The sequence below is a fragment of the Aliiroseovarius crassostreae genome (genome assembly GCF_025137635.1).
In the GTDB taxonomy this organism is placed as follows: Bacteria; Pseudomonadota; Alphaproteobacteria; order Rhodobacterales; family Rhodobacteraceae; genus Aliiroseovarius; species Aliiroseovarius crassostreae.
This window is the reverse complement of the sequence record NZ_CP080772.1, coordinates 1,298,538-1,323,540: the sequence shown is the minus strand read 5'-3', so window position 1 is coordinate 1,323,540 and position 25,003 is coordinate 1,298,538. Positions and strand designations below refer to the sequence as shown.

Genomic DNA, 25,003 nt, shown 5'->3' with positions numbered 1-25,003 from the left:
AAGAGGCTCGGAATGGGAATAGTGTTTCGCTGGTTGATCCGGATCGTATCGGCAGCCCTTTTATTGGCAGTTCTGGGAACCGGGCTGGTCTATTACCTTGCGGCGCAATCCCTGCCTGATTACTCCGCCACGCGAGAAACCCCCGGCATTACCGCGCCGGTTGAGATTGTGCGCAACAACGCCAATATCCCCCATATTTTCGGTCAGAACGACAGTGATGTGTTCTTTGGGCTTGGCTATGCGCACGCTCAGGATCGGCTTTGGCAGATGATGCTGCTGCGCCGCACCGCACAGGGCCGCCTTTCGGAATTGTTCGGGGAGCGTACGTTCAAAACGGATGAATTGATGCGGCGGCTCGATATCTACCGCCTTGCCCAGCAGGATGTGGCAGAACAGGACCGTGACACCCAAAAGGCCCTGTCGGCCTATGCGTCGGGCGTGAACGCCTATCTGTCCCGGATCAACACCGAGGCGTTAGGAAGAGGGGCGCCCGAGTTTTTCCTGTTCCCTGCCGGAATTTCCCCCTGGCAACCTGCCGACAGCCTTGCGGTCCTGAAGCTCATGGGGGTGCAGCAGGGGGGGCAGCTTCAGGACGAGGTGCTGCGCGCGCGCGTTTCGCTTGCCCTACCTGAGGAGCGCCTGCGTGATGTGATGCCGGACATGCCCGGCACCGGTGTGGCTGCGCTCCCTGATTACGCGTCCCTCTTTAAGGGCACCCCGGACTTTGCCGCTTTGCGCCCGGTGGATCGATTGCCCGATTTCTGGCCCAGCCCCGCCCGCGGGCTGGAAGGTGCGTCAAACGCATGGGCCGCCGCGCCCAGCCGGTCCGCCGCCGGTGCCTCCCTTCTCGCCAATGATCCGCATCTCAGTTTTACCGCCCCCAGCCTTTGGTATCTTGCGCGGTTGGAGCTATCGACCGGAGGGGTGATCGGGGGCACCATTCCCGGCATGCCTATCGTGCTTGTGGGGCGCTCAAACGATTTTGCCTGGGGCATCACCTCCTCTTACATGGATGATCAGGATGTGTTCATGGAGGAGCTGAACCCCGAGAATGCGGAAGAGGTGCGCACGCCCGACGGGTTCGCAAAGCTTGTCACCCGTCCAACCATTGTCAAGGTCAAGGATCAGGCGCCGGTTACCCTGCAACTGCAATGGTCAGACAATGGCCCGGTTTTGCCGGGGAACATGTATGATCTGTCCTCGGTTACCCCACCGGGCCATGTGGCGGCACTGTCCTGGACGCTGCTGGCGCCACGTGACCGATCCATGAGCGCGGCAATCCGACTGATGCGCGCCATGACAATCAGTGAAGGCCTGTCGGCGGGCGCGGATTTTGTGGCCCCGAGCCTGAACCTGACCATGGCAGACAAAAGTCAGATCGCGATGAAGGTGATCGGGGCGATGCCCCGCCGGGATGCGGATCATCAAACCAAGGGACGTATGCCGAGCCTCGGGTGGAAGCCGGAAAACCGTTGGAACGGGGTGGAAACCTATTCGGCCAACCCGGAATTCGTGCAACCCAAAGGGGGCATTGTCGGCAACACCAACAATAAGGTGATCGAACGCCCCTTCCCGCTTCACATGAGCTACTCTTGGGGGGACAGCCAGCGCATCCAGCGCTGGACCCGCCTGATGCAGGCCCGTGCCGTGCATACGCGTGACAGTTTTATCGAAGCGCAGCTGGATACGGTTTCCCCCACCGCCCGGACCCTGTTGCCTTTGGTGGGGGCCGATCTGTGGTTTACCGGAGAGGCCGCCCCCGAGGGCACGCAGGATCGCAAGCGCCAGCGCGCGCTTGACCTGCTGGCCAGTTGGAACGGCGAGATGAACGAACATATGCCGGAGCCCCTGATCTATTCTGCCTGGATGCGGGCCCTGAAAAACAGGTTGATCCGCGATGAGCTTGGACCGTTGACCGAGGCTTTCCCCCATGCCGATCCCATTTTTATCGAGCGGGTTTTTCGGGACATCGAAGGGGCTTCTGTCTGGTGTGACGTGATCCAGTCTGCCCCGGTGGAAACCTGCACCGACATTGCCCGGGCCGCTTTGGATGACGCACTGCTTTGGCTGGAGGAAAACACGCGTGGCGAACAGGAAAGCCTGCGCTGGGGGGATTATCATATCGCCACGCAGGATCATCCGGTGTTGGGAAAAGTTCCGTTTCTGAAGTATTTTGTGAATATCCGGCAATCGACCTCAGGCGGGGACAATACCCTGATGCGCGGACAAACATCCGGTCGTGGCGATGATCCGTTTCAAAACGTGCACGGGGCTGGATATCGCGGCGTTTATGACCTAGCCGACCCCGACAGTTCGCTTTTTGTCACCGCCACCGGCCAATCCGGTCACCCGCTTTCGCGTCACTATGATGATCTGGGCGAGCTTTGGCGGCGCGGAGAATACACCCCGATGTCCCTTGATCCCGATCTGGCGCGGGCGGCGGCGGTTGGTATTACCCGCCTGCTGCCCAAGGAAAAGTGATCCGGGATTTGCAAAAAATGGTCTTGGGGGCCAGCCATCAGAGGATGGTCTGCCCCCCGAGAACCTCGTTCACAGCGCCGCGTATTCCGCTTTCTGCCGCTCGGTCCAGGTGACGGTCAGGGACCAGCCGGTTTCGGTCTGTTCTTCCGCGTCCACCACCCCTTGTGAGAACAACCACGCGCGCTGCTTGCCCTGGGAAAACGCCAGATCAACATCTGTGGTTTCGCGCGGTGATGCCAGCCGGGTTTCCACCGCCTCCAACAGGTCTTCGAACCCTTCGCCCGTTATGGCAGACAGGGTGAAAATATCGTCGTTGCGTGCAGCTTCGCGCCTGCGGGCATCTGCATCCTCGGGATCCAGAAGATCGGTTTTGTTCCAAACCTCCAGGCTGGGCGTGTTTTCATCCACCCCCAGATCTTCCATGATCTTTTCCACATCCGCCGCCTGCTCGTCAGTGTTCTCAGACGAAATATCGCGCACATGCAGGATCAAATCTGCGGCCAGAACCTCTTCCAACGTGGCGCGAAACGCAGCCACCAGCTGGGTCGGCAGGTCCGAGATGAACCCCACCGTGTCCGACAAAATGACCTTGCGCCCGCTGCCCGGCAGTTCGATATTGCGCATCGTCGGGTCGAGCGTGGCAAACAGCATATCTTTTGCCAGCACGTCCGCACCGGTCAGCCGATTGAAAAGCGTTGATTTCCCGGCATTGGTATAGCCCACAAGCGCCACGATGGGAAACGGCACCTTGGCCCGCGCCGCACGGTGCAATTCGCGGGTTTTCACAACTTTCTCAAGCTGCTTGCGCAGCCGGTTGAGCTGATCATCAATGGCACGGCGGTCGGCTTCGATCTGGGTTTCACCGGGGCCGCCAACAAATCCAAGCCCGCCACGTTGGCGCTCCAGGTGGGTCCATGCCCGCACCAGTCGGGTGCGCTGATAACTCAGCGCGGCCATTTCGACCTGCAACACCCCTTCCCGGGTCCGGGCGCGATCCGAGAAGATTTCAAGGATAAGTCCGGTGCGATCGAGGATTTTGACTTTCCAGAGCTTTTCAAGATTGCGCTGCTGCACCGGGCTGACGGGCCCATCAATCAGCACAAGCTCAACCTCGGCCGCCTGAAGGCGCGCCTTCAGCTCTTCGATCTTGCCCGACCCGAACAGGTGGCCGGGATGGGGGCGGGAAATACGCACGATTTCGGCCCCTTCAACCACCAGGTGTGGCAGGGCAGCGGCCAGAGAAACGGCCTCTTCCAGCGCAGGGCCAGCGGTCCGGCGGGCGCGGTCGGATGTCAGTTCGGGATGGAGAACCCAGGCCCGTGTGGGCAGGCTCTCCTGTTCAACGAGATCGGTCAGCTGTCTTCGCCATCATACAGGTTGATCGGAGCGCCCGGCATGATCGTCGAAATCGCGTGTTTGTAAACCAGTTGCGATTGACCGTCCCGGCGCAGAAGAACGCAGAAATTGTCGAACCAGGAAATAACGCCCTGAAGTTTGACGCCATTGATCAGGAAAATCGTGACGGGAACCTTCGATTTGCGCACATGGTTCAGAAAGGCGTCTTGCAGGTTTTGTTTGTCCGCAGCCATCGTTTTTTGTCCTTTTTATCTCGTGCTGCCGGGAAACGGCAGGAAAGTCCTATTCTTCTAATATGACCTGTGAATTTGAAGGTTTCCAGCCCCAAACGTATTGCAAAATGCACCTATAGCGACAAAATCGCTGGGAAAGCGTCAGCGGCGCCAGCTGTCAGGATTGAAAAGTGCAATAATCGCCAATGTCTCAAGCCGTCCAAGGACCATCGCCCCGGCCATGATGACCTTGGCGGGGTCGGACAGATCCGCATAAGAGAAAGGTGCGCTGGACGCCACTTGGGCCAGTGGCCCCGTGGTGGTAAGGGCGGAAATGGTCAGGATCATCGTGCTTTCAAAATCCAGACCGGTAAAGGATAGCGCCAGTGTCACAATGGCCAGCGACATTGCCAGAAGCATGAAAAACACCCAGGACATATAGGCACCACGCCCCCGCATATGGCGCGCGTCGGTTCCGCTGCCACCCACCGATGACGGGTGGACCAGTTTTTCCAACTCTCGTCGTCCATGCAGGTACAGCGCATAGACCCGCATGAGTTTCGCGCCCCCGGCCGTGGTGGCAACGCCGCCGCCAATCAGAGCAAGCCCAGTCAGGACCAGACCCGGCGTCTGCAAGCCCGACCAATCCCGGCTGGCGGCCCAGGCGCTGCTTTCAAACCCGGTTGTGGTCAGAAAGGACAGAACCGTGAAAACCGATCCCCACAGAGAGGTCAGGCCCGCAAGAATATTGGTTTCTTCATCCACTTCATACGCACCAATCCAATGGCGCAGGAAAAGGAAGGCCGGGACAATCAAAATAATCGCAAACGCCATGCGAATTTCCGCATCCCCAAGAAGGCTGCGCAGGTTTTCTGATTGCATGTCAGTGGCAAATGTCAGGCGTGAAATCGCAAAAATGAAAAACACCGCGATAATCGCTTCGCCCGCAAATCCGGCCCCGCTATTGGTCATGCCACCAACAGGAGAGATCCCGCTGGTGGCCATGGTCGACATGGCGTGGCAGGCGGCAACAAAGGCGGTATCACCGGCCAGGATCAGGCCAATCCAGAGGACCAAGGTCAACCCGGCATAGACCGGAAACAGCTTTAGCCCATAGGCGCGAATGCGCTGGGAAATATCTGCCACATTCGTGATCTGGCTCAATCCGCCGCCAATACCCCCAGCGTCCTGTCGGGCGCCAAACCGTGCGCGCACTTCGAAACCGCCAAGGGCCATGGGGGCAAGAATGGCAATGGCACTGACCCAGATGAACAGGCCGCCCATCCAACCGACCAGCGCGCGCCAGAGGTGGAGGGTCTCTGCAAGCCGGTCGGGGGTATCAAACAGGGTCGCCCCGGTGGTGGTCAGGGCCGAGACCATTTCGAAATAAGCGTTTAGAAAGCTGGTGTTGCGCAGGGCCTGGTGAAAAGGAACCGCAAGCATGATGGGCAAAAGCACAAACAGTCCCAGCAGCGCCATCAGGTGGCGCCGGGGCCGGTTGGAGCGCGGTCGATCCGCCATGGCAAGCGCCAGGAAGGACGTCAGAAATCCAAACAGGATGGCACCGTAAAAGAACACCCGGCTCTCAAAAAACTCGCCTGAGAACCACCCATATCCTGCCGGGACCAGCATTGAGGTCGACCCGATCCCCATCAGGATCACCAGCAAAGGCAGGTTCAGTATCCTGCCAACAAGAGAAGTGGACGGCAGGCGCGACATCAGAAATAATCAATCTGAACCTGCAACAGGCGTTCCACTTCGGGGACGTCTTCCGCCATTGCAAAAATCGTGACCACATCCCCTTCATCAAGGCGCATCTTACCAGTTGGCTTCAGGACGGTATCCCCCTTCAGCACCGCCCCGACCAGCACCCCTTCCGGAAAATCCACATCCCGGATCGCTTTGCCGGCCACGGGTGAGGTGGCCAGAACCTGCGCCTCGATTACCTCGGCCTCGGCGTCGCCAAGCGAATAGACCTCACGCACCTTGCCGTGCCGGATATGGCGCAGGATCGAGCTGACCGTCTGGGTGCGCGGGTTGATATAGGCGTCGATATTCAGCGGCTCCATCAACCCGGCAAGGGTAGGATCGTTGATCAGGCAGATCGACATCTGACACCCAACGGATTTGGCGCGCACCGAGGTCAGCAGATTGACCTTGTCATCATCCGTCACCGCGAGAATGGCATCCGCTTTGGGCACACCCGCCTCTTTCATGAGTTCCATATTCATGCCGTCGCCATAAAGCACGACGGTGCGCTCCAACGCATCCGCGGCCTTCTCTGCCACAACACGGTTAAGCTCAACCACCTTGGCCCTGATCCGGTCGGTCCGGGTTTCCAACGCTTTGGCGACCGCAAGCCCAACATTTCCCCCACCCAGAATGACCACACGGTTTTGGCGTTTTGAAGTCTTGCCAAAGACCTCCATCGTGCGATCCATATCTTCGGTACGGGTGAACACATAAACCTGATCGCCGCCGAAAAGCTGATCTCCCGGTTCAGGGGCGAACAAAGACCCCTCGCGCCGCACACCGACAACAATCACCGACAAGGTCGAAAACAAATCTGTCAGCTGGCGCAGCGGGGTGTTGAGCACGGGGCAATCGTCATCAAGCTGCACGCCCAGCAGCTGCACCTTACCGTCCAGAAAACTCTCGATATCAAACGCGGATGGTGCGGTCAGCCGTTTCAAAACCGCCTCGGCCACCTCGCGCTCCGGGCTGATCACCACATCAATCGGCAGGTGATCGCGCCGATACAGGTCGGAATAAATCGCATCGAGATAGGATTGGCTGCGCAGCCGGGCAATTTTTCGCGGCACTGCAAAAACCGAATGTGCCACCTGACAGGTGACCATGTTCACCTCATCCGAATGGGTGGCGGCGATGATCATATCCGCATCCGGTGCCCCGGCCCGTTCCAACACATCCGGATAGGAGGCAAACCCCGTAACACCTTGAACATCAAGAGTTTCCGTGGCTCGATTGACGAGGACCGGATTGTTGTCAACCACGGTGACGTCATTGTTTTCCGCCGACAGATGTCGCGCGATCTGCCACCCGACCTGCCCTGCTCCGCAAATGATCACTTTCATGGCCGACTGTTCCTTCAGCTCGTTTCGGCGGCGCAACCTCAGTCAACATGAGGCTGAACCGACTGTCTTTTGCCGAGTGCCATTGTCCGGCGCCCTGTCAGCAAAAGGTCTGCCATTGCAACCCAACAAGGTCAAGCACCCCCACGCCCAGGCTGCAACAGCCTGCGCGTGGCGACACTTTCTGTTTGGATCTCAGGCGGTTTCCTCTTCGCTTTCTCCGGCAATATATGCCACGCGTGCGCCTGCCTTGTTGCCGGTCACAACGCCAAGAGATTTCAGTTTGCGGTGCAGGGCGCTGCGCTCCATCCCGACAAAATTCGCAGTTTTCGAGATATTGCCGCCAAAACGGTTGATCTGGGTCAGTAGATATTCCCGCTCAAACGCTTCCCGTGCTTCGCGCAGTGGCAGGGTTGCCAGGGCCGACGGGAGCGCACGCGGAAGGCCACCATCTTCGCCCGCAGCTTCAGCCGGGTCATTTCCAGGAAGTTCATGCGGTTGAATGGGACCGGTGCCATCGCCCAGAATCAACACCCGCTCGATCACGTTTTTAAGCTGACGCACATTGCCCGGCCAGCTCATTGCCTGAAGCATTGCCTCGGCATCTTCGCTCAAACTGCGCAGGGCCAGCCCCTGCTCGGCATTGATCGTTTCCAGAAAATGCGCGGCAAGCTCTGGGATGTCTTCGCGGCGATCGGCCAGAGCAGGCACGGCAATCGGCACGACATTCAGTCGATGAAAGAGCTCTTCGCGGAAGTTTCCTTCATTAATTTCATGCTGTAAGTCTTTGTTAGAGCTGGAAATAACGCGAATATCTACGCTGACCTTATCATGTCCCCCGACCCGCTGAAAACGCTGATCGACCAGAACGCGAAGGATTTTGGACTGGGTGCCGAGCGGCATGTCGGCAACCTCATCGAAATAGATCACCCCGCCATTGGCTTCATCCAGAAGACCGGGTTCCACCCCGCGTTCCACTGTTTCGCGCCCGAACAACACCTCTTCCATCCGATCTGCGTCAATCGCTGCGGAATTGACCACGACAAACGGGGCTGCGGCGCGGTCTGAATGGGTGTGAATATAGCGCGCGGCCAGCTCTTTCCCCGACCCGGCCGGGCCGGACAGCAACACGCGGCCATTTGATTTAGTGACTTTATCTAGGTTGCTTTTCAATGCCTTGAAGGCTGAGCTTGATCCAATCATCTCTTTTGCGGACCCGTCACGCCGTTTCAGAGCGGTGTTTTCGCGTCGCAGGTTGCTGGCCTCCATCGCGCGAGAAATCACCACCATCAGCTGATCGATATTGAACGGCTTTTCGATAAAGTCATAAGCCCCCTGTTTGATCGCCGCGACGGCAATCTCGATATTGCCATGCCCGGAAATGATCACCACCGGCACTTCCGGGTGTTCGCGCTTGACCATTTTCAGGATGTCGATCCCGTCCATGTCGCTGTCTTTCAGCCAGATGTCGAGGATCATCAGCGCGGGAAGTTCGGACTTCACCTGCGCCACCGCTTCGTCCGAGGTGCCAGCAATGCGGGTGGAGAACCCCTCATCTTCAAGAATATCCGAGATCAACTCGCGGATGTCCCGCTCGTCATCGACAATCAGAATATCGCCCCTGGTGTCACTCATCTTATCCTCTTTCCTTAACTCACTGCGGCCGCCAGGGGGTCATCCACCGGCAACCAAATTACAGCCATGGCCCCGGGGCGCAGCTGCCCAGTGCCAGATTGATGTCCAAAGACGGGAGCATCTTCAAGATCAAGTGTCCCGCCATGTTCTTCGATGATTTTCTTGACGATTGGCAAACCCAACCCGGTCCCCTTGTCGCGTGTCGTGACATAGGGTTCAAAAAGCTTTGCACGGTCTTCGGGCAAGCCGATCCCATTGTCGGCAATGGTGATCCGCACGCCGTCCTCTTCTTTTTTCATCGCAATCCGGACCTGCGGATCATGCCCGTCAGGAGCGCCACGTTCCTGAAGGCTTTCAATGGCTTCGCCGGCATTTTTGATAAGATTTGTCAGAGCCTGACCAATCATGGTCGGATCAATATCCACGCAAAGCTCTTCTTCCGGCAGGTCAGCGTGTATCGAGATACCCTCTTGGCCAGTCTGCTGCAAAAGCACCGCATCCCGGGTCAAAGCCACAAGATCCGTGCGTCTACGCTCTGGTTCCGGCATCCTGGCGAATTTCGAAAACTCATCAACAATGCGCCGCAAGTCATTGGTTTGGCGAACAATCACATCCGTGTATTGTTCAAGGGCGTCAACATCCACCCCGTCAACACGAGAGAATTTGCGTTTGATCCGCTCCGCCGACAATTGAATTGGGGTGAGCGGGTTCTTGATCTCATGGGCAATCCGGCGGGCAACATCGCCCCAGGCGGCCATACGTTGCGCAGATACCAGATCGGTGACGTCATCAAAGGCAATCACATAGCCTTCCAGCTCACCATCCTGATTGCGCCGTTGGGCAATGCGCACCAGCAGGCTTTCCTGCTTTCCGCTACGGGTCAGGCGCACTTCTTTCTGCACGCTTTCGCGATTGCTGTTACGCAGCTCATCAAGCATGGGCTGGAACTCGGGCACAACCAGCTCCAACTGGTGTTCCTGTCCGCTTTCATCCTGCACATCCAGAAGCCGTTCGGCGGCGCGGTTGACAAAGGTGACCGACCCGTCGGCCGCAAGCCCCATCACCCCGCCGGTGATCGAACTCAGCACACTGTCAAACAAGCGCCGACGCTCATCAATTTGCTGCGTATTGTCCAAAAGCCGCTGGCGCTGCCCTTTCAATTGCCGGGTCATCTGGTTGAAAAACCGCGCGAGCATGGCAATTTCGTCATCTCCGCGCTCTTCCAGCACCTGAACATCCAGATCCCCGGCCCCAACCCGTTTTGCAGCCCCCGCAAGCCGCCCAACCGGGCGCGCCAGCCGTTCGGCAAACCACATTCCCATCCAGACCGCGGCAAGGATCAGGATCAGCGCAAAGCCAAGATAAATCAGACCAAATTGGAACAGGGTTTTCCCCCGCTGGCTTTCCAGTTGGGTATAAAGTCTGGCCGCTTCCTGTGTTTCATCGACCAGGTCCAGGATCTCTCCGTTCACCTCGCGCGTCAGGTAAAGAAAATGGTCAGAAAAGCCCGGCAGCAGAAGCAAAACGCGAAATTCATTCTGGCTCCAGTCTTCGATCACCACCGGTTGCCCTGCCATCGCCTGTTTGAAATCTTCTTCTTCGGGGCGGTCATAATTGAACAGGTAGGATTGATTGCCGCGCACCCGAATGTCGCCATCGGAATTGAGCACAAAGGCTTCGCTCAGCCCGCGCTGGATCCGCTCTTGGGCCGTTGTCAGAAGCTGGCCGAGTTCGCCCTCGGTCAAAAGGGTTTGTCTTTGTCTCTGGGTCACAAGGAAATTGCTGATCGCACGCGCATCCTGAACAAGCCCCTCGCGGCTTTCCCCCTTATAGGCCTCAGCAGCAGCGCGGGAATTCCCCACCACAAGGCGCACACGTTCAGAAAACCAGCCCTCGAGCCCCAAATTTAGCGTGAGCATGGCAAAGATCGCCACCAGCACCGTCGGGCTCAGCGCGATAACGGCAAAAACCGCGGTCAGGCGCAGGTGCAACCGTGACCCGGCGTTTTCCATCCGGCGCGCACCAACCATTCGAACGATACCTGCCAGAACAAGTCCGGCCACGACAATCACATAAAGAAGATCGGCCATCAGGATGAGACGCAGCGCAGAGCTTTCCCCGCCCTGACCAAAAGGCCCAAGCACAAGGAAGGTGCCCACCGCCAGAAGTGGTCCCATCATGATCAGGCCAAGGGCCGATATCGTGCGCAAGCGACGCCAGTTCCGCGCCGCGATATACCGCTCAAGGCTGGTTTTGCGCATCTTGCGCTCTGCCAACGTTTTTGCCCCCCAAAACCTGCAGGCTGCTCGTTACTGCCACTTTTGTGACACCGAGTTCAGCACCACGTCTGCGCCGGTTTGTCCGACCACTTCACGTCTCCTGCCCCGGATCGCAGCGACCCAGTGCCAATTTGCAACGCTTGTTGCTCTTTTACATCAACTTCCGGCGGCGTGTCACCTCTATTCCGAGGTCGGTGATCTTTTTGCGCAAGGTATTGCGGTTGATGCCAAGCAGATCGGCACATTTGGCCTGATTGCCGCTGGTGGCATCCAGCGCAATTTCCAGCAGGGGAAGCTCGATTTCACGTAAAATACGTTGATAAAGGCCGGGTGGCGGCAATGTCCCGCCGTGAAGATCGAAGTAATGCTTGAGGTGCCTAGCGACAGAGGCGGAAAGCCGCTCATCGGGGGCCTGACTGGGAGAGCGCACGGCCAGATCCCCGGACAGGGCATTCGTTATTTCGGTCAGAGAAATGTCTTCCTCGCCCCCGGTGACCAGCAGGCGGGTCATCAGGTTTTCCAACTGGCGCAGGTTTCCGGGCCAGGGATGCGCACGCAATGCCTCCAGAGCGTCGCTCGACAGCCGTCGTTCCAAAATCCCATCCTGTGCGGTGCGCTGAATGAAATGCGCCGCAAGGGCGGGGATATCTTCCAGCCGTTCACGCAGGGCCGGAACGGATATCACGACACCTGCCAGACGGTAATAAAGGTCTTCGCGAAACGCGCCTTGCCGAATGCGTTCTGACAGATTGCCCTGAGAGATGGCGATGACCCGGGGGCCTCCATTTCCGCTTGCGCCGAGCCCATCCAGAAAGCGCGACAGGCGCGCCTGAGCCTCGCCATCCAGATCCCCGATCCCATCAAAAAGAATGGTGCCGCCACCAACCCGGCGGGTCAGATCCGACAGGGCGTCCGCTGGCCGCAGATCATCCGGGGTTGCCACCACAAATGGGGCCTCACTGCGGGCTGAGAAATCATGTATGGCCTGCGCAATCAGCGACTTCCCGGTGCCGCTTTCCCCTGTAATCAATACAGGAAGATCAATATTCAGCACCCGCGCCACGAGGCGATAAAGGTCCTGCATCGCCGGGCTGCGCCCCACAAGCGGCAGGTCTGACCCGGCGGTAGAGGTCCCCTGAACCGGGCTTGCAGGCGCACGCAGGCGTTTTCGCTCCAACGCCTGCCCGACACGTTTCATCAGGTCCGGCAGGTCAAAGGGTTTGGGCAGATAATCGAATGCCTCTGCCTCTGCCGCCTGAATGGCCGTCATGATCGTGTTCTGGGCGGAAATCACGATCACCGGAAGGTCGGGACGCATTTCAGAGATCTTAGGCAGGTTTTCCAACCCGTTCCCGTCAGGCATGATCACGTCGGAGATCACGACGTCCCCGCGCCCCTCTTCGACCCATCGTAGCAGCGTCATCATTGATCCGGTGGCATGCACCCGGCAGCCTGCGCGGGTCAGCGCCTGGGTCAGCACGGTTCGGATCGTGCGGTCGTCATCGGCAATCAGAACGGTTCCGTCCATTGTCTCAGCTCCTTATTTCCTGGCCCGTCCGGGATCGGGCACCACCGGCAGCGACACCCGAAACACGGTTCGGCCCGGTTGACTGTTGACGGTGATCAGCCCGCCGTGATCGGTGAGGATCTTTGATACCAGCGCCAGCCCGAGGCCGGTGCCATTTTCCCGGCCAGACACAAAAGGATCGAACACATGATCGGCAATGTCCGGGGGCAGGCCCGGACCGTCATCAATCACCTCGACCTGAAGCGGAAGGGGCTCTCGCGTGCCATCCGGACCGCGCCGATGCAACCCGGCGTCGTAAAAGGTGCGCAACGTGATGGACCCGGCACTGCCTGCGGCCTCGGATGCATTCTTGATCAGGTTCAGAAAAACCTGCATCAGCTGGTCTTCATCCACAAAGGTCAGGGGCAGTGAGGGATCATACAGTTCATTGATGCTGCACCCATCGGCAAATCCCACCCGAGCCGTGGTCCGGGCGCGATCCAGCAGGTCGTGGATATTGACCGGGTGTTTTACCGGCGGGCGCAAATCGCCAAACTGTTCAACCTGATCCAGCAGCGCCACGATGCGGCGGCTTTCGGCCACAATCAGATCCGTCAGCTCCTGATCTTCCGGGCTGAGCCCCATGGACAAAAGCTGTGCTGACCCGGTGATGCCGGCAAGCGGGTTCTTGATCTCATGGGCGAGCATTTCCGCCATGCCAATCGCCTGACGCGCGGCCTTGCTGCCCTTTTCCTGCCCCAACTGTTCCGGCTGTCGCGGATGCAACAGCAGCAACGCCCCTTCACCGATTGGTGAGATCTGGATGTTCACCTCGCCGGGCGGGGTATTATGCGGCGTGAACTTGACCGCATCTGCATACATTGTTCCCTGCGATGCGCGCACCCTCTCGATGGCGTCCCCAAGTTCAGGGCCCAGTTGCAGCACCTCGACCATCCCACGTCCAAGCAGGGCCCGCTCAGATTGATTGAGCAGAGCTTCGCCTGCGGCATTGACCTGCTCAACCAGCCCATCTTTTGACAGGATCAGCGCGGGAATGGGCAATGCGGACCACAGAAGATCGCTCATGCGGGCACCTCTTGCAGCAAAGCGTCCGAAAGCAACCCGGTCACTTCGACCGGATCACGCGAGGACAGAATCCGGCGGCGCAGGTCCGCGGGCGTGCAGGCCGCATCCATATACCAGCCAAGATGCTTGCGGATCACCCGCGCGCCCAGTTCCTCGCCATAAAAGTCAAGGCTGGCACGATGATGGTCCTGAACCATGCGGACAAGTTCTTCGCCGTGCGGGATCACCGGGGCAGGCGCGCCAAACAGATCATGGGCCACCTGCTGCAGGAGCCAGGGCTTGCCCCCTGCCCCGCGCCCGATCATGACACCATCCGCACCAGATTTTTCAAGCGCCTCGCGTGCGGTTTTGCTGTCCACGATATCCCCATTGGCAATGACCGGTATCGATACCGCCTCTTTGACCCGCCTGATCGCCGACCAATCGGCCCGTCCTTTGTAAAACTGACATCGGGTCCGGCCGTGGATGGTGATCATCTGAATACCAGCCGCTTCGGCGCGTCCAGCAAGATCCGGCGCATTCAGCATCGTGTCATCCCACCCCAGACGTGTCTTGAGCGTGACCGGGATCTGCACCGCACCGACAATGGCCTCAATCAAGCGCAGCGCGTGATCGAGATCGCGCAAAAGCGCAGAGCCGGACATTCCGCCAACCACCTTTCGGGCTGGGCACCCCATATTGATGTCGATGATCCGGGCACCATTGGCCTCAACCATCCGTGCCGCTTCACCGGCCCAGTATACATCCCGGGCCGCAAGTTGCACCGCAGTGTCAGAGAGGCCAAACCCCAGCTCCGCCCGTTCCCGCACCCCCGGCTTGGCCTGCACCATTTCCTGACTGGCAACCATTTCGGACACAACCAGACCGGCCCCGAAACCGCCAACAAGCTGGCGAAACGGCAAGTCGGTGATTCCCGCCATTGGCGCCAGAATAACCGGCGACGGCAGCGTGATATGTCCGATAGAGAGAGGCATGCCTAATCCTTGAGCAATTGCGAAAATCATGCGCGTGTCCCTGCAACCAAACAAGAATTTGCCTGCGGGGATCGGCCCTCATTTATGAATTGCACATTTTTTAGGCGGTTTCCATGGCGCTCTATCGGCTTTTGATCTCTTTCGTGGCAGGTTCGCAAAACGCGCGGGATGTGGCGGCGAAGGTTTCGCTGGGCGTTCGTGTTGAAATCTTCGATACAGTTTTTCGCAGAAACATCTTAAACAGGGCGTCATGACACACCAGACACACTCCATTCCCCCGAAAGTGGCCGTGGTTATCGTTGCCGCAGGCCGGGGCACACGGGCCGGCGGCGGGCTGCCAAAACAATGGCGTCCACTGGGCGACGGTTCCGTGGCGGAGGCCACCATCCGAAGGTTCTGCAACCATCCCCGTATCTCGATGGTCGCGCTGGTTATTCACCCGGAAGATCGGAAACTCTGCGAAACCCTGATCTGGGATCGCCTTCCAAAAGGTCCCGATCTTCCCGAGATGGCGGAAGTTTTCGGCGGGGCCAACCGCGATGAATCGGTGCGGCGTGGGTTGGAAGCCCTGACCAGCGCCAACCCGGATTATGTGCTGATCCATGACGTGGCCCGGCCGCTTGTGTCGGACAGGGTGATTGACGCAGTGCTCGATGCGCTCGCCCTCAGCCCGGGGGCGGCCCCTGCCCTTCCTGTCACGGATGCGCTTTGGCGGGGAACGGATGGTAAGGTTTCCGGCACCCAGAACCGTGACGGGCTTTATCGCGCACAGACCCCGCAGGGGTTTCATTTCGACAAGATCCTGTCCGCACATCGCGCCCATCCGGGCGGGGCCGCCGATGATGTCGAAGTCGCGCGCCATGCAGGGCTTGACGTCACGATCGTGGCGGGCGAGGAGCAGAACCTGAAAATCACCACGCCCGAAGATTTCGCACGGGCCGAGTTATTGTTGCAAAACATCACGTAAGGGACAGCAAGATGGATATTCGGGTGGGTCAGGGATATGACGTGCACGCCTTTGAAGAGGGCGATCACGTGATCCTGTGCGGTGTCAAAATTCCGCATGAGCGGAAGCTGAAAGGGCATAGCGATGCGGATGTGGGGATGCATGCACTGACAGATGCGATTTACGGCGCCTTGGCAGATGGCGATATCGGCCAGCATTTCCCGCCCAGCGATCCGCAGTGGAAAGGTGCTGAAAGCGATATTTTCCTGCGCCATGCCGTCGGTCGGGTCCGTGATCGGGGGTATCGCATTTCAAATGTGGATGTGACCCTGATCTGCGAACGGCCGAAGATTGGCCCTCATGCGATCGCCATGCGAGCGGCCCTTGCCACCATCATGGGGCTGGAACCGGATCAGGTTTCGGTCAAGGCCACCACGTCAGAACGGCTCGGGTTTACTGGCCGGGAAGAGGGGATCGCTTCAATGGCCGTTGCCACGTTGATCAAGGATTGAGCCATGAACAGATCCACCGCAAAGCTGATTGCGACCTTCGGCTATTCTGGTCTTTTGAAACCCGCATCCGGCACCTGGGGCACCCTGGCGGCGCTGCCGGTGGGATGGCTTTTGCACGTGATCGGGGGACCGATTGCCCTGACTGGCGCCACCATTCTGGCCTATCTCATCGGCCTCAAAGCGACAGAGATTTACACCATGGGGAGCGACAATCACGACCCGTCTGAAGTGGTGATCGACGAAGTGGTGGGAATGTGGATTGCACTTTTCCCGGTGTCTTTTGGGGCGCGGATCATGGGGGCTGATATCTTACAGCTTTACCCGGGATGGATCGTGGCCTTCTTGGCGTTCCGCTTCTTTGACATCACCAAGTTCGGGCCGATTGGAAAAGCAGATCGGCGCGGGGATGCAAAAGGTGTCATGCTGGATGATGTCTATGCGGGTATTGCCGCTGCGATCACCGTGATTCTCGCGGCCTATATCGCCCATATGGTGATCATTGGCCCAACCCCGATGAGGTTCTGATGCCCGCTCCGACCACGCTCCTCTCCGGTGATCCCTTTGTCGCGGGCCTTCTGGACATGTGCCGCCGCAAAGGCGTGAAACTGGCAACGGCCGAAAGCTGCACAGGGGGCATGGTAGGCTGTTGGATCACGGAAATTCCCGGCAGTTCCGACGTTTTTGATCGTGGGTTCATCACCTATTCAAACGACGCGAAACAGGAAATGCTGGGGGTTCAGGCAAAGACGCTTGCCGCCCACGGGGCGGTCAGCGAAGAGGTTGCCGCGGAAATGGCTTTGGGCGCTCTGGCGCATTCGGCTGCGGATATGGCCGTCTCGATCACAGGTATTGCCGGCCCCGGTGGATCCGATCACAAACCCGAAGGTCGGGTCTGTTTCGGGCTTGCAGAAACCACTGAGGGGACGACTGCGGCGACAACGGAAACCGTGGAGTTTGGCGCCCGTGGGCGCGCGCAAGTGCGCCTCGCCGCGGCACGCCACGCACTGGAACTGATTGACGCCGCCTTGAGTGCACGCTGAGAGAGCGGGATCAGCTCCGACCGGCCAGCGCGTCGTTCAGAACAGCACGCACAATTTCCATATCAACCTGATCGGTGACAAATGCCTCGCCTATCGCGCGGGCCATGATAAAGCGCAGCTTTCCGGCCTGAACCTTTTTGTCCTGTGCCATCAGCGCAATCAGCCCTTCTGCATCCGGCAGCTCGCCGGGAATATCCGACAGGTCTTTCTTCATGCCCATGGCAGCAAGATGTTCGCGCCAGCGCGAGGGGCTTTCCTGGCTGATCAGCCCCATCCGGGCCGAGGTTTCAAAGGCGAGCGCACATCCGATCGCAACCCCTTCGCCATGCAGCAGGCGGTCGGAATAGCCGGTGGCGGCTTCCAACGCGTGACCAAATGTGTGACCGAGGTTCAAAAGCGCACGGTCTCCCTGCTCGGTTTCATCACGCACCACGATATCGGCTTTCATCTGCACAGAATGGCGCACGGCCTCTTTGCGCAATGCCATATCTCCCGCGGCGAGCGCCGGGCCATTTTCCTCAAGCCAGGCGAAGAAATCCGCATCTCCCAGACCGCCATATTTGACGACCTCTCCGTAGCCTGCCAGAAAATCGCGCTTTTTCAACGTGCCCAGCACCGCAATATCTGCCAGAACCAAAGACGGCTGATGAAACGCCCCCACAAGGTTTTTACCATGGGTCGTGTTGATGCCGGTTTTTCCCCCGACCGAGCTGTCAACCTGCGCAAGAAGGCTGGTCGGGATCTGCACGAACCCCACGCCCCGGCGCAGGATCGCGCAGGCAAAGCCCACCAGATCGCCGATCACCCCGCCGCCAAAAGCCAGAACCACATCCTTGCGTTCAACCTTTTGCGACAACAGCCATTCGACCACCTGCATGAGATAAGGCCAGCTTTTGGTGCCTTCTCCCGGTGGCAAGATCAGCGCCTCAGCCTCGATCCCTTCGGCAGCCAACCCGGATTTGAGCGTATCCAGATGCAGACCGGCAACCGTTTCTTCCGTTACAATCCATGTCTTCGGGCGCGGCAGAAAAGGAGCGATTTCCGCGCCCGCACGGTTGATCAGCCCGGGGGCAATGCGCACGTCATAGGCGCGCCCTTCGAGGGGAACGTGAACTGTGGTCATCTCATACCTCCTGCAAAACATCCGGACGGGTCAGAAGGGCGGCAATCACCGCATCCGCCATATCCCCGATTGCATATTCCGACCGGGCCTCAACAACCAGATCCGCATGGGCATAGACCGGCACACGGGCGTTGTAGATCTCGGTCAATGTGGCCTTGGGATCAGCGGTGCGAAGAAGGGGACGGGTGTCTTTGTGTTTCACCCGGTTCCACAACAGGTCCAGATCCGCCTTGAGCCAGACGGACACACCCATCTCGGTGATGACGTCCCGATTTCTCTCAGCCAGAAATGCGCCGCCGCCGGTGGACAGAACCGCCCGTTCCGTCTCCAGAAGGCGTGCGATAACTTCGCTTTCCCGATCGCGAAAAAACGGCTCGCCGTCGCGTTCGAATATCTCGGCAATTGACATGTTGGCGGCTTTGACGATCTCTTCATCACTGTCCAGAAAGGCAACGCCCAAACGGTTGGCCAGCGCCTGTCCGACGGCGGTTTTCCCGGCCCCCATCATGCCCACCATGACCACGGATTTCTTCAGTTCATATGTCACAGTCTTGCTCAAAGGGGCGCCCATCTGCCGAATTACGAAGTTTTTACTTCAATGGCGTGATCTTGCCGCAAAAGCCATATATAAAATGAACCGAGGCAACCGCGAGGCGAGAAAAAAGGGAAAACCATGGCACTTCGCATTATCAAACTCGTTCTTTTTCTGTCGATCGTGTCTGGCATCGGCGTATTGGGATACGCCTACCTTGGGGACATGTCACCTGATGCCACACCGCAGAGCATGTCGGTGATCTTGAATGATGGCTAAGAGGGGGTGTCCTTCTGAACCTGGGCGAACAGGCAACCCGGCAAAGCTGGGCCGTGTTTTGGCACGGTCGCTTTCCCGGACACTGATCTGCGCGCTGGCGACGGGCACCCTGTCTGGTTTGGCTGCGCCCGGATTGGTGATGGCGCAACAATCTTCGAACGCGCCCGTGTCCCAGCAGGGGTCTGCAGACAAGCCACTTTCAGCCATTGACTGGCTGTCCAACAGCATCACCCTCCCCGCCCCGACACCGCCTTCTGCCCAAAGCGGTCGCAGCGAAAGCGATGTGGCGCAAACCGCCGCGGTGGCCGCGGTGACGGTGTCCCCTCTTGCACGCACAAAAACCGACGCTGTTGGCCTTTTGCCCAGCCATGTGACCGGATTTCAGTCCGATCTCTGGGGGGCCTCGCGCGCGGATGATCTTGCGCGCCGGATCAGCGGCCTACCGGTTGACCTGCTGCCAGCCCTGCAGGACCTTCTGAACCGCCTTCTTCTGGCTGAACTTGATCCCCCAAAGGGCACGTCGCTGGCTGATGACCGGCTGTTCCTGGCCCGAGTGGATCGGCTCTTGAATATTGGTGCTCTTGATCAGGCCGATGCGCTTTTGGCACGTGCCGGTCTGACAACCCCCGCCAGTTTTCGCCGTGGGTTTGATACGGCGCTGCTCTTGGGGGAGGAAGACCTGACCTGTCGCCACCTTGCCAATGCCCCCGCCCTTAGCCCAACTTTTCCCGCGCGGATCTTTTGCCTTGCCCGTCAGGGGGATTGGGATGCGGCGGTTCTGTCTTTGGGCACGGCGCGGGCGCTGGGGTATATCTCGCAAGAGCAGGACCTTCTTTTGTCCTGGTTTTTGGACCCTGACCTGTTCGAAGGTGAACCCTTTTTACCCAAACCCGGCAATCCGACCCCGCTGACCTTCCGTCTTTACGAGGCAATCGGCCAGCATATTGCCACCCACACCCTGCCTCTCGCCTTTGCGCAGGCAGATCTTCGCGCCAATATCGGCTGGAAAGCACGTGCGGAAGCAGGTGAACGTCTGGCCCGTGTGGGCGCCGTCAGCGACAACCAGATCTTTGGCCTTTACACCGAACGCAAACCGGCGGCCTCAGGGGGCGTCTGGGATCGGATGGCCGCCGTGCAGGCCCTTGATACAGCACTGAAAACACGCGACATTGACACGCTGAACGTCCTGCTGCCTGCGCTTTGGACCCGGTTGGAAGAGGTGGATCTGGAGCTGCCCTTCTCACGCATTTTCGGACCTGAACTCAACCGGTTTCCTCTTGCAAAAGAGGCGGCATGGGTGGCCCTTCGCATGGGGTTGATGTCCAACGCCTCCGAACAGATCGCGCGCCAGCTTCCGGCAGATCCGGGGCCTGCTCCACGTGCCGCCATCCTGCGCGCGATCGCTCTTGGGGACACAACATCGGTTGTTCCGGTAGATGCCGAAACCGAAGCGGTGCTGGAAGGGTTTGCAGCCCGCACCATGCCCACACGTCTCAGCGGCCTTGTGGATCAAGATCGAGTGGGAGAGGCCATTCTGCGCGCAATCGCCCTGTTCAGTAACGGCTCGTTGGGCGATCTGGACGAGGTGAGTGATGCAATCGCATTTTTCCGCCAGATTGGTCTTGAGGACACAGCCCGCGCCGCTGCTTTGCAATTCTTGATACTGGATCGCCGCGGATGACCGGGTCAGATCACAACGCACGCTGGATATCAGCCTTTCTCGAAGCGCAGGCGGCCGAATTGGACGGTGCGCAGAACACGCTGCTTGCGTATGGGCGGGATCTGAAGACCTTTTCCGATCATCTTGAAACCAAGGGATTTTCTGACGTCACCCGTGAGGATATTGAAAACTTCATGGTGGAATGTGATGCGCTTGGGCTGGCCCAGTCAACGCGCGCGCGCCGTCTGTCCTCGATCAAAGGGCTTTTTCGCTTTGCCTATGAAGAGGGATGGCGCAGCGACAATCCCGCCTTGCAGATCAAAGGGCCCAAACGCGTAAAATCCCTGCCGAAAACACTGGACGAACAACAGGTTGATGCCTTGTTGGCGGCAGCAAGGCAATTTGGGCGTTCGCCCTCTGATCGATGCCGAAACACCTGCCTGATGGAACTGCTCTACGCCACCGGAATGCGGGTCAGCGAGTTGGTCGGACTGCCGGTCAGCAGTGCGCGTGGTGATCCGCGCATGTTGTTGGTCAAAGGGAAAGGGGGCAAAGAACGGATGGTGCCGCTGTCTCCGCCCGCGCGCGATGCGCTTGCAGACTGGCTTTTGCTCCGCGATGAACAGGAAGAGACGCAGCGGATTGAGAAAAAGATCCCCCCGTCCCCGTTCCTGTTTCCCTCGCGGGGAAAATCCGGCCATCTGACCCGGCATCGTTTTTTTGGTCTGATCAAGGAAATTTCGGTGGCGGCGGGTATATCTCCGGATCTGGTGACCCCACACCGGCTGCGCCATGCCTTTGCCACCCATCTTCTCGCGCATGGGGCGGACCTGCGCACCATTCAGACGCTGTTAGGCCACGCCGATGTCGCCACGACCGAGATTTATACCCATGTTCTGGAGGAACGGTTGAAGTCGCTGGTGCTCGAACACCACCCGCTTGCGCAACGCGACACGTAATTCGAACGCTGGGCCGCGCGGGACACGCGATGAAGGGCTTGATGAAAAGCGCTCCGTCTAGATCCCCCTGCCACCACCAAGGCTCACCCTACCACGGGGCCATAAAGTTCCTGTGCCCGCAGTTCAAACGCCCGCACGATCCGTTGCATTGCCTCGTTGAACACCAAGCCAATGACTTTCTGCAAGACTGCACTCTTGAATTCAAAATCGACAAAAAACTCGATTTCACACCCCGTTTCATGCGGATGAAACTGCCAATGGGACCGCAGATATTTGAACGGCCCGTCCAGATACTCCATATCCAGGCGCGGCGTGTTCGGGTCCAGAAGGGCCCGCGATCCGAACCGCTCCCGAAACACTTTGAAACTGATCACCAGATCGGCCTCAATCACTTCCGTCCCATCCGGTTGCGGCGTCCGCTTGCGCACCCGCGCAGCCGAGTTCCACGGCAGGAATTGCGGATATTTCGCAACATCAGCCACCAGCTCATACATCTGGTTGGGCGTATAAGGCAGGATCCGTTTTTCCCCATGGGTTGGCATATGTGCTTTTTCCCTTCTATCGTGGCGGAACATGTCCTAATTATGCGCTCGGAAATCAAGGGGGATGCCCCGAAAAATACCAGCAAACCTGCAAGGACCCGCCATGACACAACCTGCCTATGTGATTGACACCCTGATCTCAGCAAAACGGATTGCGGCGCGGGTGGAGCAGCTGGCCCATGACATTCATGACGAATTTGAGGGCACTGACAAATTGGTTGTGGTCGGGCTGCTGCGTGGCTCTTTTGTCTTTATCGCGGATGTGGTGCGAGAGCTCGACCTGCCGGTCGAGGTCGATTTCCTTGAGGCCTCATCCTACGGAAACGCCATGGAAAGCTCGCGCGAGGTGCGCATTCTCAAGGATCTGCGTGGCGAAATTGCCGGGCGCGACGTGCTGGTGGTCGAAGATATCGTCGATACCGGCCATACGTTGACCCAGGTGATCAAACTTCTCGAAGCCAAGGGCCCGCGCAAGCTGCGCACGATTGCCCTGCTCGACAAACCATCCCGTCGTGAAGTGGACATCAAGGCCGATTGGACCGGCTTCGAAATCCCCGATGAATTTGTCGTTGGCTACGGGATCGACTATGCGCAGCGCAACCGGAACCTGCCCTTTATCGGCAAGGTGCGTTTTGTCGAAGAGACCTGACCGATGAACCCGCGCTGGCTTTGGCGGATGTCCCGATGGGCGCGAAACCCGCCCTCTGAAAAACGCGTGAAACTGTTTTTGGCCGTGCTGGTGTTGTGTCTGGCCCTTTTTGCCGTGGAATATTTCTTCGGCGCGCCGGGCTGGATGCAGGACTTCCGCTCACAAAGCAAAATCCGCCCCTAATCACACAACGAAAAAAGCGCCCGGAAAACCGCGCGCCCTTTTTCTTGCCTGAAATACCTCGGGGTGAGACCCGGAGGGTCGAGGGGCAGCGCCCCTGATCTGTCCTGTCAGGTTTTTGCCGCCAGCTGAGCTTCGCGATTGGCCCGCAGCCGTTCAAAATCATTCCCGGCAAAATAGGACGAGCGTGTCAGCGGGGTTGCCGAAACCATGGTGAACCCCTTGCCATAGGCCGCTTTCTCGTAATCCTTGAACTCATCAGGATGCACAAACCGCTCCACCGCGTGGTGTTTCGGTGTGGGCTGCAGATATTGACCGATGGTCAGGAAATCCACATCCGCCGCGCGCATATCATCCATCACCTGCCGCACACCTTGCGCATCTTCGCCCAGCCCGACCATGATGCCGGATTTGGTGAACATCGACGGGTCCAGCTCTTTCACCCGCTGCAACAGGCGCAACGAGTGGAAATAGCGCGCACCGGGGCGCACGGTCGGATAAAGGCCCGGCACGGTTTCAAGGTTGTGATTGAACACATCCGGTTTGGCCGCCACCACGGTTTCCAGCACCGACGGGTCGCATTTCAGGAAATCCGGCGTGAGGATTTCAATTGTGGTTTTCGGGGATTTATGACGGATGGCGCGAATGGTCTGGGCGAAATGTTCGGCTCCGCCATCTTCCAGATCATCCCGATCGACCGAGGTGATCACCACATGGTTGAGGTTCAGCTTCTTTACCGCATCAGCGACGCGGCCCGGTTCAAACACATCCAGATCATCCGGTCGCCCGGTGGCCACGTTGCAGAACGTGCAGCCGCGGGTGCAGATCTCCCCCATGATCATCATGGTGGCGTGACCCTGCGACCAGCATTCCCCGGCATTCGGACAGGCGGCCTCTTCGCAAACCGTGGCAAGCTTGTTTTCACGCATGATCTTGTGGGTCTCGGCATAGCCCTTACCGCCGGGTGCACGCACACGGATCCAGCTGGGTTTCTTGGGCTGAGCGTTGTCCTTGCGATGCGCTTTTTCCGGGTGGCGCTCTTCAGGAAGTTTAAGATCACGCATGAATGGTCCTCCGATTTCCCCGATTATATACGCCGCATGGAGAAGCCTGTCACCCTTCTGCACCGGCAGGGATGCGGGAATGTGAAAAATGCATGGCTTGGCGAAATTGGCGCGCATGAAACCGACATCAACCGCCCCGCTCGGCGCAATTCTGTTACGTTTGCGATTTTTCCCAACTGCGACAAAGAAAGTCATTGAGTGGATTTTGGAATGTTTCTAAACAGTCGCGAACCGCAGGGGAATGTTGATTCTTCCCCTGCCAAAAGTTGAACTTTTATGAAGGATCAAGACAGATGAAAGAAGGCGTTCGCGTTCCCAACATCACCTTTAAAACCCGTGTGCGTGATGAAAGCATCGGCGGTGACAACCCGTTCCGCTGGCAGGACATGACCTCGGATGATTATTTCGCCGGCAAACGCGTGATCCTGTTCTCGCTGCCGGGGGCCTTTACCCCCACCTGTTCGACCTTCCAGCTTCCGGGCTTTGAAAAGGGCGCAGAAGAATTCGCAAAACTCGGCATCGACGAGATTTACTGCATGTCGGTGAATGACAGCTTTGTCATGAACGCCTGGGCGCGCAATCAGGAACTCAAAAACGTCAAAGTGATCCCTGACGGTTCGGGTGAGTTCACCCGCCTGATGGGGATGCTGGTGGCCAAGGACAACCTGGGCTTCGGCGACCGTTCGTGGCGTTATGCCGCCATCATCAAGGATGGTGTTGTTGAAAAATGGTTCGAAGAGCCGGGCCGCGAAGACAATCACGGCGAAGATCCCTATGGCGAAAGCTCGCCGGAGAACGTGATGAGCTGGCTGAAAGACAATGCCAGCGCCGTGGCATAAGCCACCCCGCGTTTGAAAAAGTTGAAAGGGCCGCCTGATCAGGTGGCCCTTTTTCA

23 protein-coding genes are annotated in these 25,003 nt (G+C 58.6%); 10 read left to right on the top strand and 13 right to left on the bottom strand.

Features of this window, described 5'->3' with window-relative positions:
* Positions 1-12: 12 nt before the first annotated feature.
* Positions 13-2,481: a penicillin acylase family protein gene (locus K3J57_RS06350; protein ID WP_259797579.1), complete on the top strand. Its 2,469-nt coding sequence runs from the start codon at positions 13-15 to the stop codon at positions 2,479-2,481.
* A gap of 69 nt (positions 2,482-2,550) precedes the next feature.
* On the opposite strand, the gene hflX is transcribed toward K3J57_RS06350, so the two are convergent.
* The 9 genes from hflX to dusB all read right to left on the bottom strand — a co-directional run bounded on the left by hflX (position 2,551) and on the right by dusB (position 14,622).
* On the bottom strand, positions 2,551-3,837 hold the full coding sequence (gene hflX, locus K3J57_RS06345; RefSeq protein ID WP_259797742.1) for a GTPase HflX: 1,287 nt from the start codon (positions 3,835-3,837) through the stop codon (positions 2,551-2,553).
* The gene (gene hfq / locus K3J57_RS06340; RefSeq protein ID WP_055192264.1) at positions 3,834-4,070 is read right to left on the bottom strand and encodes an RNA chaperone Hfq; all 237 of its coding nucleotides are present in this window, start codon (positions 4,068-4,070) and stop codon (positions 3,834-3,836) included. Before hfq ends, hflX begins: the two co-directional genes overlap by 4 nt.
* A gap of 141 nt (positions 4,071-4,211) precedes the next feature.
* Positions 4,212-5,768, bottom strand: a complete 1,557-nt coding sequence (locus tag K3J57_RS06335; protein ID WP_259797578.1) for a TrkH family potassium uptake protein — start codon at positions 5,766-5,768, stop codon at positions 4,212-4,214.
* Entirely contained in the window at positions 5,768-7,144 is a 1,377-nt protein-coding gene (trkA, locus tag K3J57_RS06330; RefSeq protein ID WP_173487477.1) for a Trk system potassium transporter TrkA, read from the bottom strand. The genes K3J57_RS06335 and trkA overlap by 1 nt, the downstream gene beginning before the upstream one ends.
* A 192-nt stretch (positions 7,145-7,336) precedes the next feature.
* Positions 7,337-8,776: a nitrogen assimilation response regulator NtrX gene (gene ntrX, locus K3J57_RS06325; RefSeq protein WP_259774639.1), complete on the bottom strand. Its 1,440-nt coding sequence runs from the start codon at positions 8,774-8,776 to the stop codon at positions 7,337-7,339.
* A gap of 14 nt (positions 8,777-8,790) precedes the next feature.
* The gene (locus K3J57_RS06320; RefSeq protein ID WP_259797576.1) at positions 8,791-11,037 is read right to left on the bottom strand and encodes a sensor histidine kinase NtrY-like; all 2,247 of its coding nucleotides are present in this window, start codon (positions 11,035-11,037) and stop codon (positions 8,791-8,793) included.
* A gap of 169 nt (positions 11,038-11,206) precedes the next feature.
* Positions 11,207-12,583 carry a response regulator gene (locus tag K3J57_RS06315; RefSeq protein ID WP_259797574.1) on the bottom strand — a complete coding sequence of 459 codons (1,377 nt, stop codon included), beginning with the start codon at positions 12,581-12,583 and terminating at the stop codon, positions 11,207-11,209.
* Between the two features lie 12 nt (positions 12,584-12,595).
* Complete coding sequence (locus tag K3J57_RS06310; RefSeq protein ID WP_259786768.1) at positions 12,596-13,648, bottom strand: two-component system sensor histidine kinase NtrB; 1,053 nt, start codon at positions 13,646-13,648, stop codon at positions 12,596-12,598.
* Positions 13,645-14,622 (bottom strand): tRNA dihydrouridine synthase DusB, encoded by a 978-nt coding sequence (gene dusB / locus K3J57_RS06305; RefSeq protein ID WP_259797571.1) that lies wholly within the window; start codon positions 14,620-14,622, stop codon positions 13,645-13,647. The genes K3J57_RS06310 and dusB overlap by 4 nt, the downstream gene beginning before the upstream one ends.
* Positions 14,623-14,872: 250 nt before the next feature.
* Between dusB and ispD the strand changes: the two genes are divergently transcribed.
* From ispD to K3J57_RS06285, 4 genes are read left to right on the top strand one after another with little or no spacing between them, the layout of a single operon-like run.
* Entirely contained in the window at positions 14,873-15,589 is a 717-nt protein-coding gene (gene ispD / locus K3J57_RS06300; RefSeq protein WP_259797569.1) for a 2-C-methyl-D-erythritol 4-phosphate cytidylyltransferase, read from the top strand.
* Positions 15,590-15,600: 11 nt separating this feature from the next.
* Positions 15,601-16,080, top strand: coding sequence for a 2-C-methyl-D-erythritol 2,4-cyclodiphosphate synthase (gene ispF / locus K3J57_RS06295; RefSeq protein WP_259797567.1), 480 nt, complete (start codon positions 15,601-15,603; stop codon positions 16,078-16,080).
* A 3-nt stretch (positions 16,081-16,083) separates the two neighbouring features.
* The gene (locus K3J57_RS06290; protein ID WP_259774646.1) at positions 16,084-16,605 is read left to right on the top strand and encodes a phosphatidylglycerophosphatase A family protein; all 522 of its coding nucleotides are present in this window, start codon (positions 16,084-16,086) and stop codon (positions 16,603-16,605) included.
* On the top strand, positions 16,605-17,120 hold the full coding sequence (locus K3J57_RS06285; protein WP_259797566.1) for a CinA family protein: 516 nt from the start codon (positions 16,605-16,607) through the stop codon (positions 17,118-17,120). The genes K3J57_RS06290 and K3J57_RS06285 overlap by 1 nt, the downstream gene beginning before the upstream one ends.
* 10 nt (positions 17,121-17,130) lie before the next feature.
* Here K3J57_RS06285 and aroB read toward each other — a convergent pair whose 3' ends face one another.
* Positions 17,131-18,243 (bottom strand): 3-dehydroquinate synthase, encoded by a 1,113-nt coding sequence (gene aroB / locus K3J57_RS06280; protein ID WP_259794479.1) that lies wholly within the window; start codon positions 18,241-18,243, stop codon positions 17,131-17,133.
* A gap of 1 nt (position 18,244) precedes the next feature.
* Entirely contained in the window at positions 18,245-18,814 is a 570-nt protein-coding gene (locus K3J57_RS06275; RefSeq protein WP_173487466.1) for a shikimate kinase, read from the bottom strand.
* 102 nt (positions 18,815-18,916) lie between these two features.
* Here K3J57_RS06275 and K3J57_RS06270 point away from each other — a divergent pair, with 102 nt between their 5' ends.
* The 3 genes from K3J57_RS06270 (at position 18,917) to K3J57_RS06260 (ending at position 21,673) form a co-directional block, all read left to right on the top strand.
* Entirely contained in the window at positions 18,917-19,054 is a 138-nt protein-coding gene (locus K3J57_RS06270; protein WP_173487465.1) for a hypothetical protein, read from the top strand.
* Positions 19,055-19,193: 139 nt separating this feature from the next.
* Positions 19,194-20,735, top strand: a complete 1,542-nt coding sequence (locus tag K3J57_RS06265; protein ID WP_259797564.1) for a hypothetical protein — start codon at positions 19,194-19,196, stop codon at positions 20,733-20,735.
* The gene (locus tag K3J57_RS06260; RefSeq protein WP_259797562.1) at positions 20,732-21,673 is read left to right on the top strand and encodes a site-specific tyrosine recombinase XerD; all 942 of its coding nucleotides are present in this window, start codon (positions 20,732-20,734) and stop codon (positions 21,671-21,673) included. The genes K3J57_RS06265 and K3J57_RS06260 overlap by 4 nt, the downstream gene beginning before the upstream one ends.
* An 83-nt stretch (positions 21,674-21,756) precedes the next feature.
* Here K3J57_RS06260 and K3J57_RS06255 read toward each other — a convergent pair whose 3' ends face one another.
* Positions 21,757-22,215, bottom strand: a complete 459-nt coding sequence (locus K3J57_RS06255) for a type II toxin-antitoxin system RatA family toxin (RefSeq protein ID WP_055192292.1) — start codon at positions 22,213-22,215, stop codon at positions 21,757-21,759.
* Between the two features lie 103 nt (positions 22,216-22,318).
* Here K3J57_RS06255 and hpt point away from each other — a divergent pair, with 103 nt between their 5' ends.
* Positions 22,319-22,864, top strand: coding sequence for a hypoxanthine phosphoribosyltransferase (gene hpt, locus K3J57_RS06250; RefSeq protein ID WP_259779020.1), 546 nt, complete (start codon positions 22,319-22,321; stop codon positions 22,862-22,864).
* A gap of 290 nt (positions 22,865-23,154) precedes the next feature.
* Here hpt and lipA read toward each other — a convergent pair whose 3' ends face one another.
* Positions 23,155-24,108: a lipoyl synthase gene (lipA, locus tag K3J57_RS06240; RefSeq protein WP_259794473.1), complete on the bottom strand. Its 954-nt coding sequence runs from the start codon at positions 24,106-24,108 to the stop codon at positions 23,155-23,157.
* Between the two features lie 293 nt (positions 24,109-24,401).
* Between lipA and K3J57_RS06235 the strand changes: the two genes are divergently transcribed.
* Positions 24,402-24,947: a peroxiredoxin gene (locus tag K3J57_RS06235; protein ID WP_173487459.1), complete on the top strand. Its 546-nt coding sequence runs from the start codon at positions 24,402-24,404 to the stop codon at positions 24,945-24,947.
* The last annotated feature ends 56 nt before the right edge of the window (positions 24,948-25,003 follow it).

Excerpts from the sequence above, each read along its gene's own strand:
- K3J57_RS06265 (WP_259797564.1), top strand. The coding sequence starts at position 19,194 with ATGGCGCAACAATCTTCGAACGCGCCCGTGTCCCAGCAGGGGTCTGCA.
- K3J57_RS06270 (WP_173487465.1), top strand. The coding sequence starts at position 18,917 with ATGGCACTTCGCATTATCAAACTCGTTCTTTTTCTGTCGATCGTGTCT.
- trkA (WP_173487477.1), bottom strand. The coding sequence starts at position 7,144 with ATGAAAGTGATCATTTGCGGAGCAGGGCAGGTCGGGTGGCAGATCGCG.
- K3J57_RS06290 (WP_259774646.1), top strand. The coding sequence starts at position 16,084 with ATGAACAGATCCACCGCAAAGCTGATTGCGACCTTCGGCTATTCTGGT.
- ntrX (WP_259774639.1), bottom strand. The coding sequence starts at position 8,776 with ATGAGTGACACCAGGGGCGATATTCTGATTGTCGATGACGAGCGGGAC.
- ispF (WP_259797567.1), top strand. The coding sequence starts at position 15,601 with ATGGATATTCGGGTGGGTCAGGGATATGACGTGCACGCCTTTGAAGAG.
- K3J57_RS06260 (WP_259797562.1), top strand. The coding sequence starts at position 20,732 with ATGACCGGGTCAGATCACAACGCACGCTGGATATCAGCCTTTCTCGAA.
- hpt (WP_259779020.1), top strand. The coding sequence starts at position 22,319 with ATGACACAACCTGCCTATGTGATTGACACCCTGATCTCAGCAAAACGG.
- K3J57_RS06350 (WP_259797579.1), top strand. The coding sequence starts at position 13 with ATGGGAATAGTGTTTCGCTGGTTGATCCGGATCGTATCGGCAGCCCTT.
- K3J57_RS06320 (WP_259797576.1), bottom strand. The coding sequence starts at position 11,037 with ATGCGCAAAACCAGCCTTGAGCGGTATATCGCGGCGCGGAACTGGCGT.
- K3J57_RS06310 (WP_259786768.1), bottom strand. The coding sequence starts at position 13,648 with ATGAGCGATCTTCTGTGGTCCGCATTGCCCATTCCCGCGCTGATCCTG.
- lipA (WP_259794473.1), bottom strand. The coding sequence starts at position 24,108 with ATGCGTGATCTTAAACTTCCTGAAGAGCGCCACCCGGAAAAAGCGCAT.
- K3J57_RS06235 (WP_173487459.1), top strand. The coding sequence starts at position 24,402 with ATGAAAGAAGGCGTTCGCGTTCCCAACATCACCTTTAAAACCCGTGTG.
- K3J57_RS06275 (WP_173487466.1), bottom strand. The coding sequence starts at position 18,814 with ATGGGCGCCCCTTTGAGCAAGACTGTGACATATGAACTGAAGAAATCC.
- aroB (WP_259794479.1), bottom strand. The coding sequence starts at position 18,243 with ATGACCACAGTTCACGTTCCCCTCGAAGGGCGCGCCTATGACGTGCGC.
- ispD (WP_259797569.1), top strand. The coding sequence starts at position 14,873 with ATGACACACCAGACACACTCCATTCCCCCGAAAGTGGCCGTGGTTATC.
- dusB (WP_259797571.1), bottom strand. The coding sequence starts at position 14,622 with ATGCCTCTCTCTATCGGACATATCACGCTGCCGTCGCCGGTTATTCTG.
- K3J57_RS06285 (WP_259797566.1), top strand. The coding sequence starts at position 16,605 with ATGCCCGCTCCGACCACGCTCCTCTCCGGTGATCCCTTTGTCGCGGGC.
- hfq (WP_055192264.1), bottom strand. The coding sequence starts at position 4,070 with ATGGCTGCGGACAAACAAAACCTGCAAGACGCCTTTCTGAACCATGTG.
- K3J57_RS06335 (WP_259797578.1), bottom strand. The coding sequence starts at position 5,768 with ATGTCGCGCCTGCCGTCCACTTCTCTTGTTGGCAGGATACTGAACCTG.
- K3J57_RS06315 (WP_259797574.1), bottom strand. The coding sequence starts at position 12,583 with ATGGACGGAACCGTTCTGATTGCCGATGACGACCGCACGATCCGAACC.
- K3J57_RS06255 (WP_055192292.1), bottom strand. The coding sequence starts at position 22,215 with ATGCCAACCCATGGGGAAAAACGGATCCTGCCTTATACGCCCAACCAG.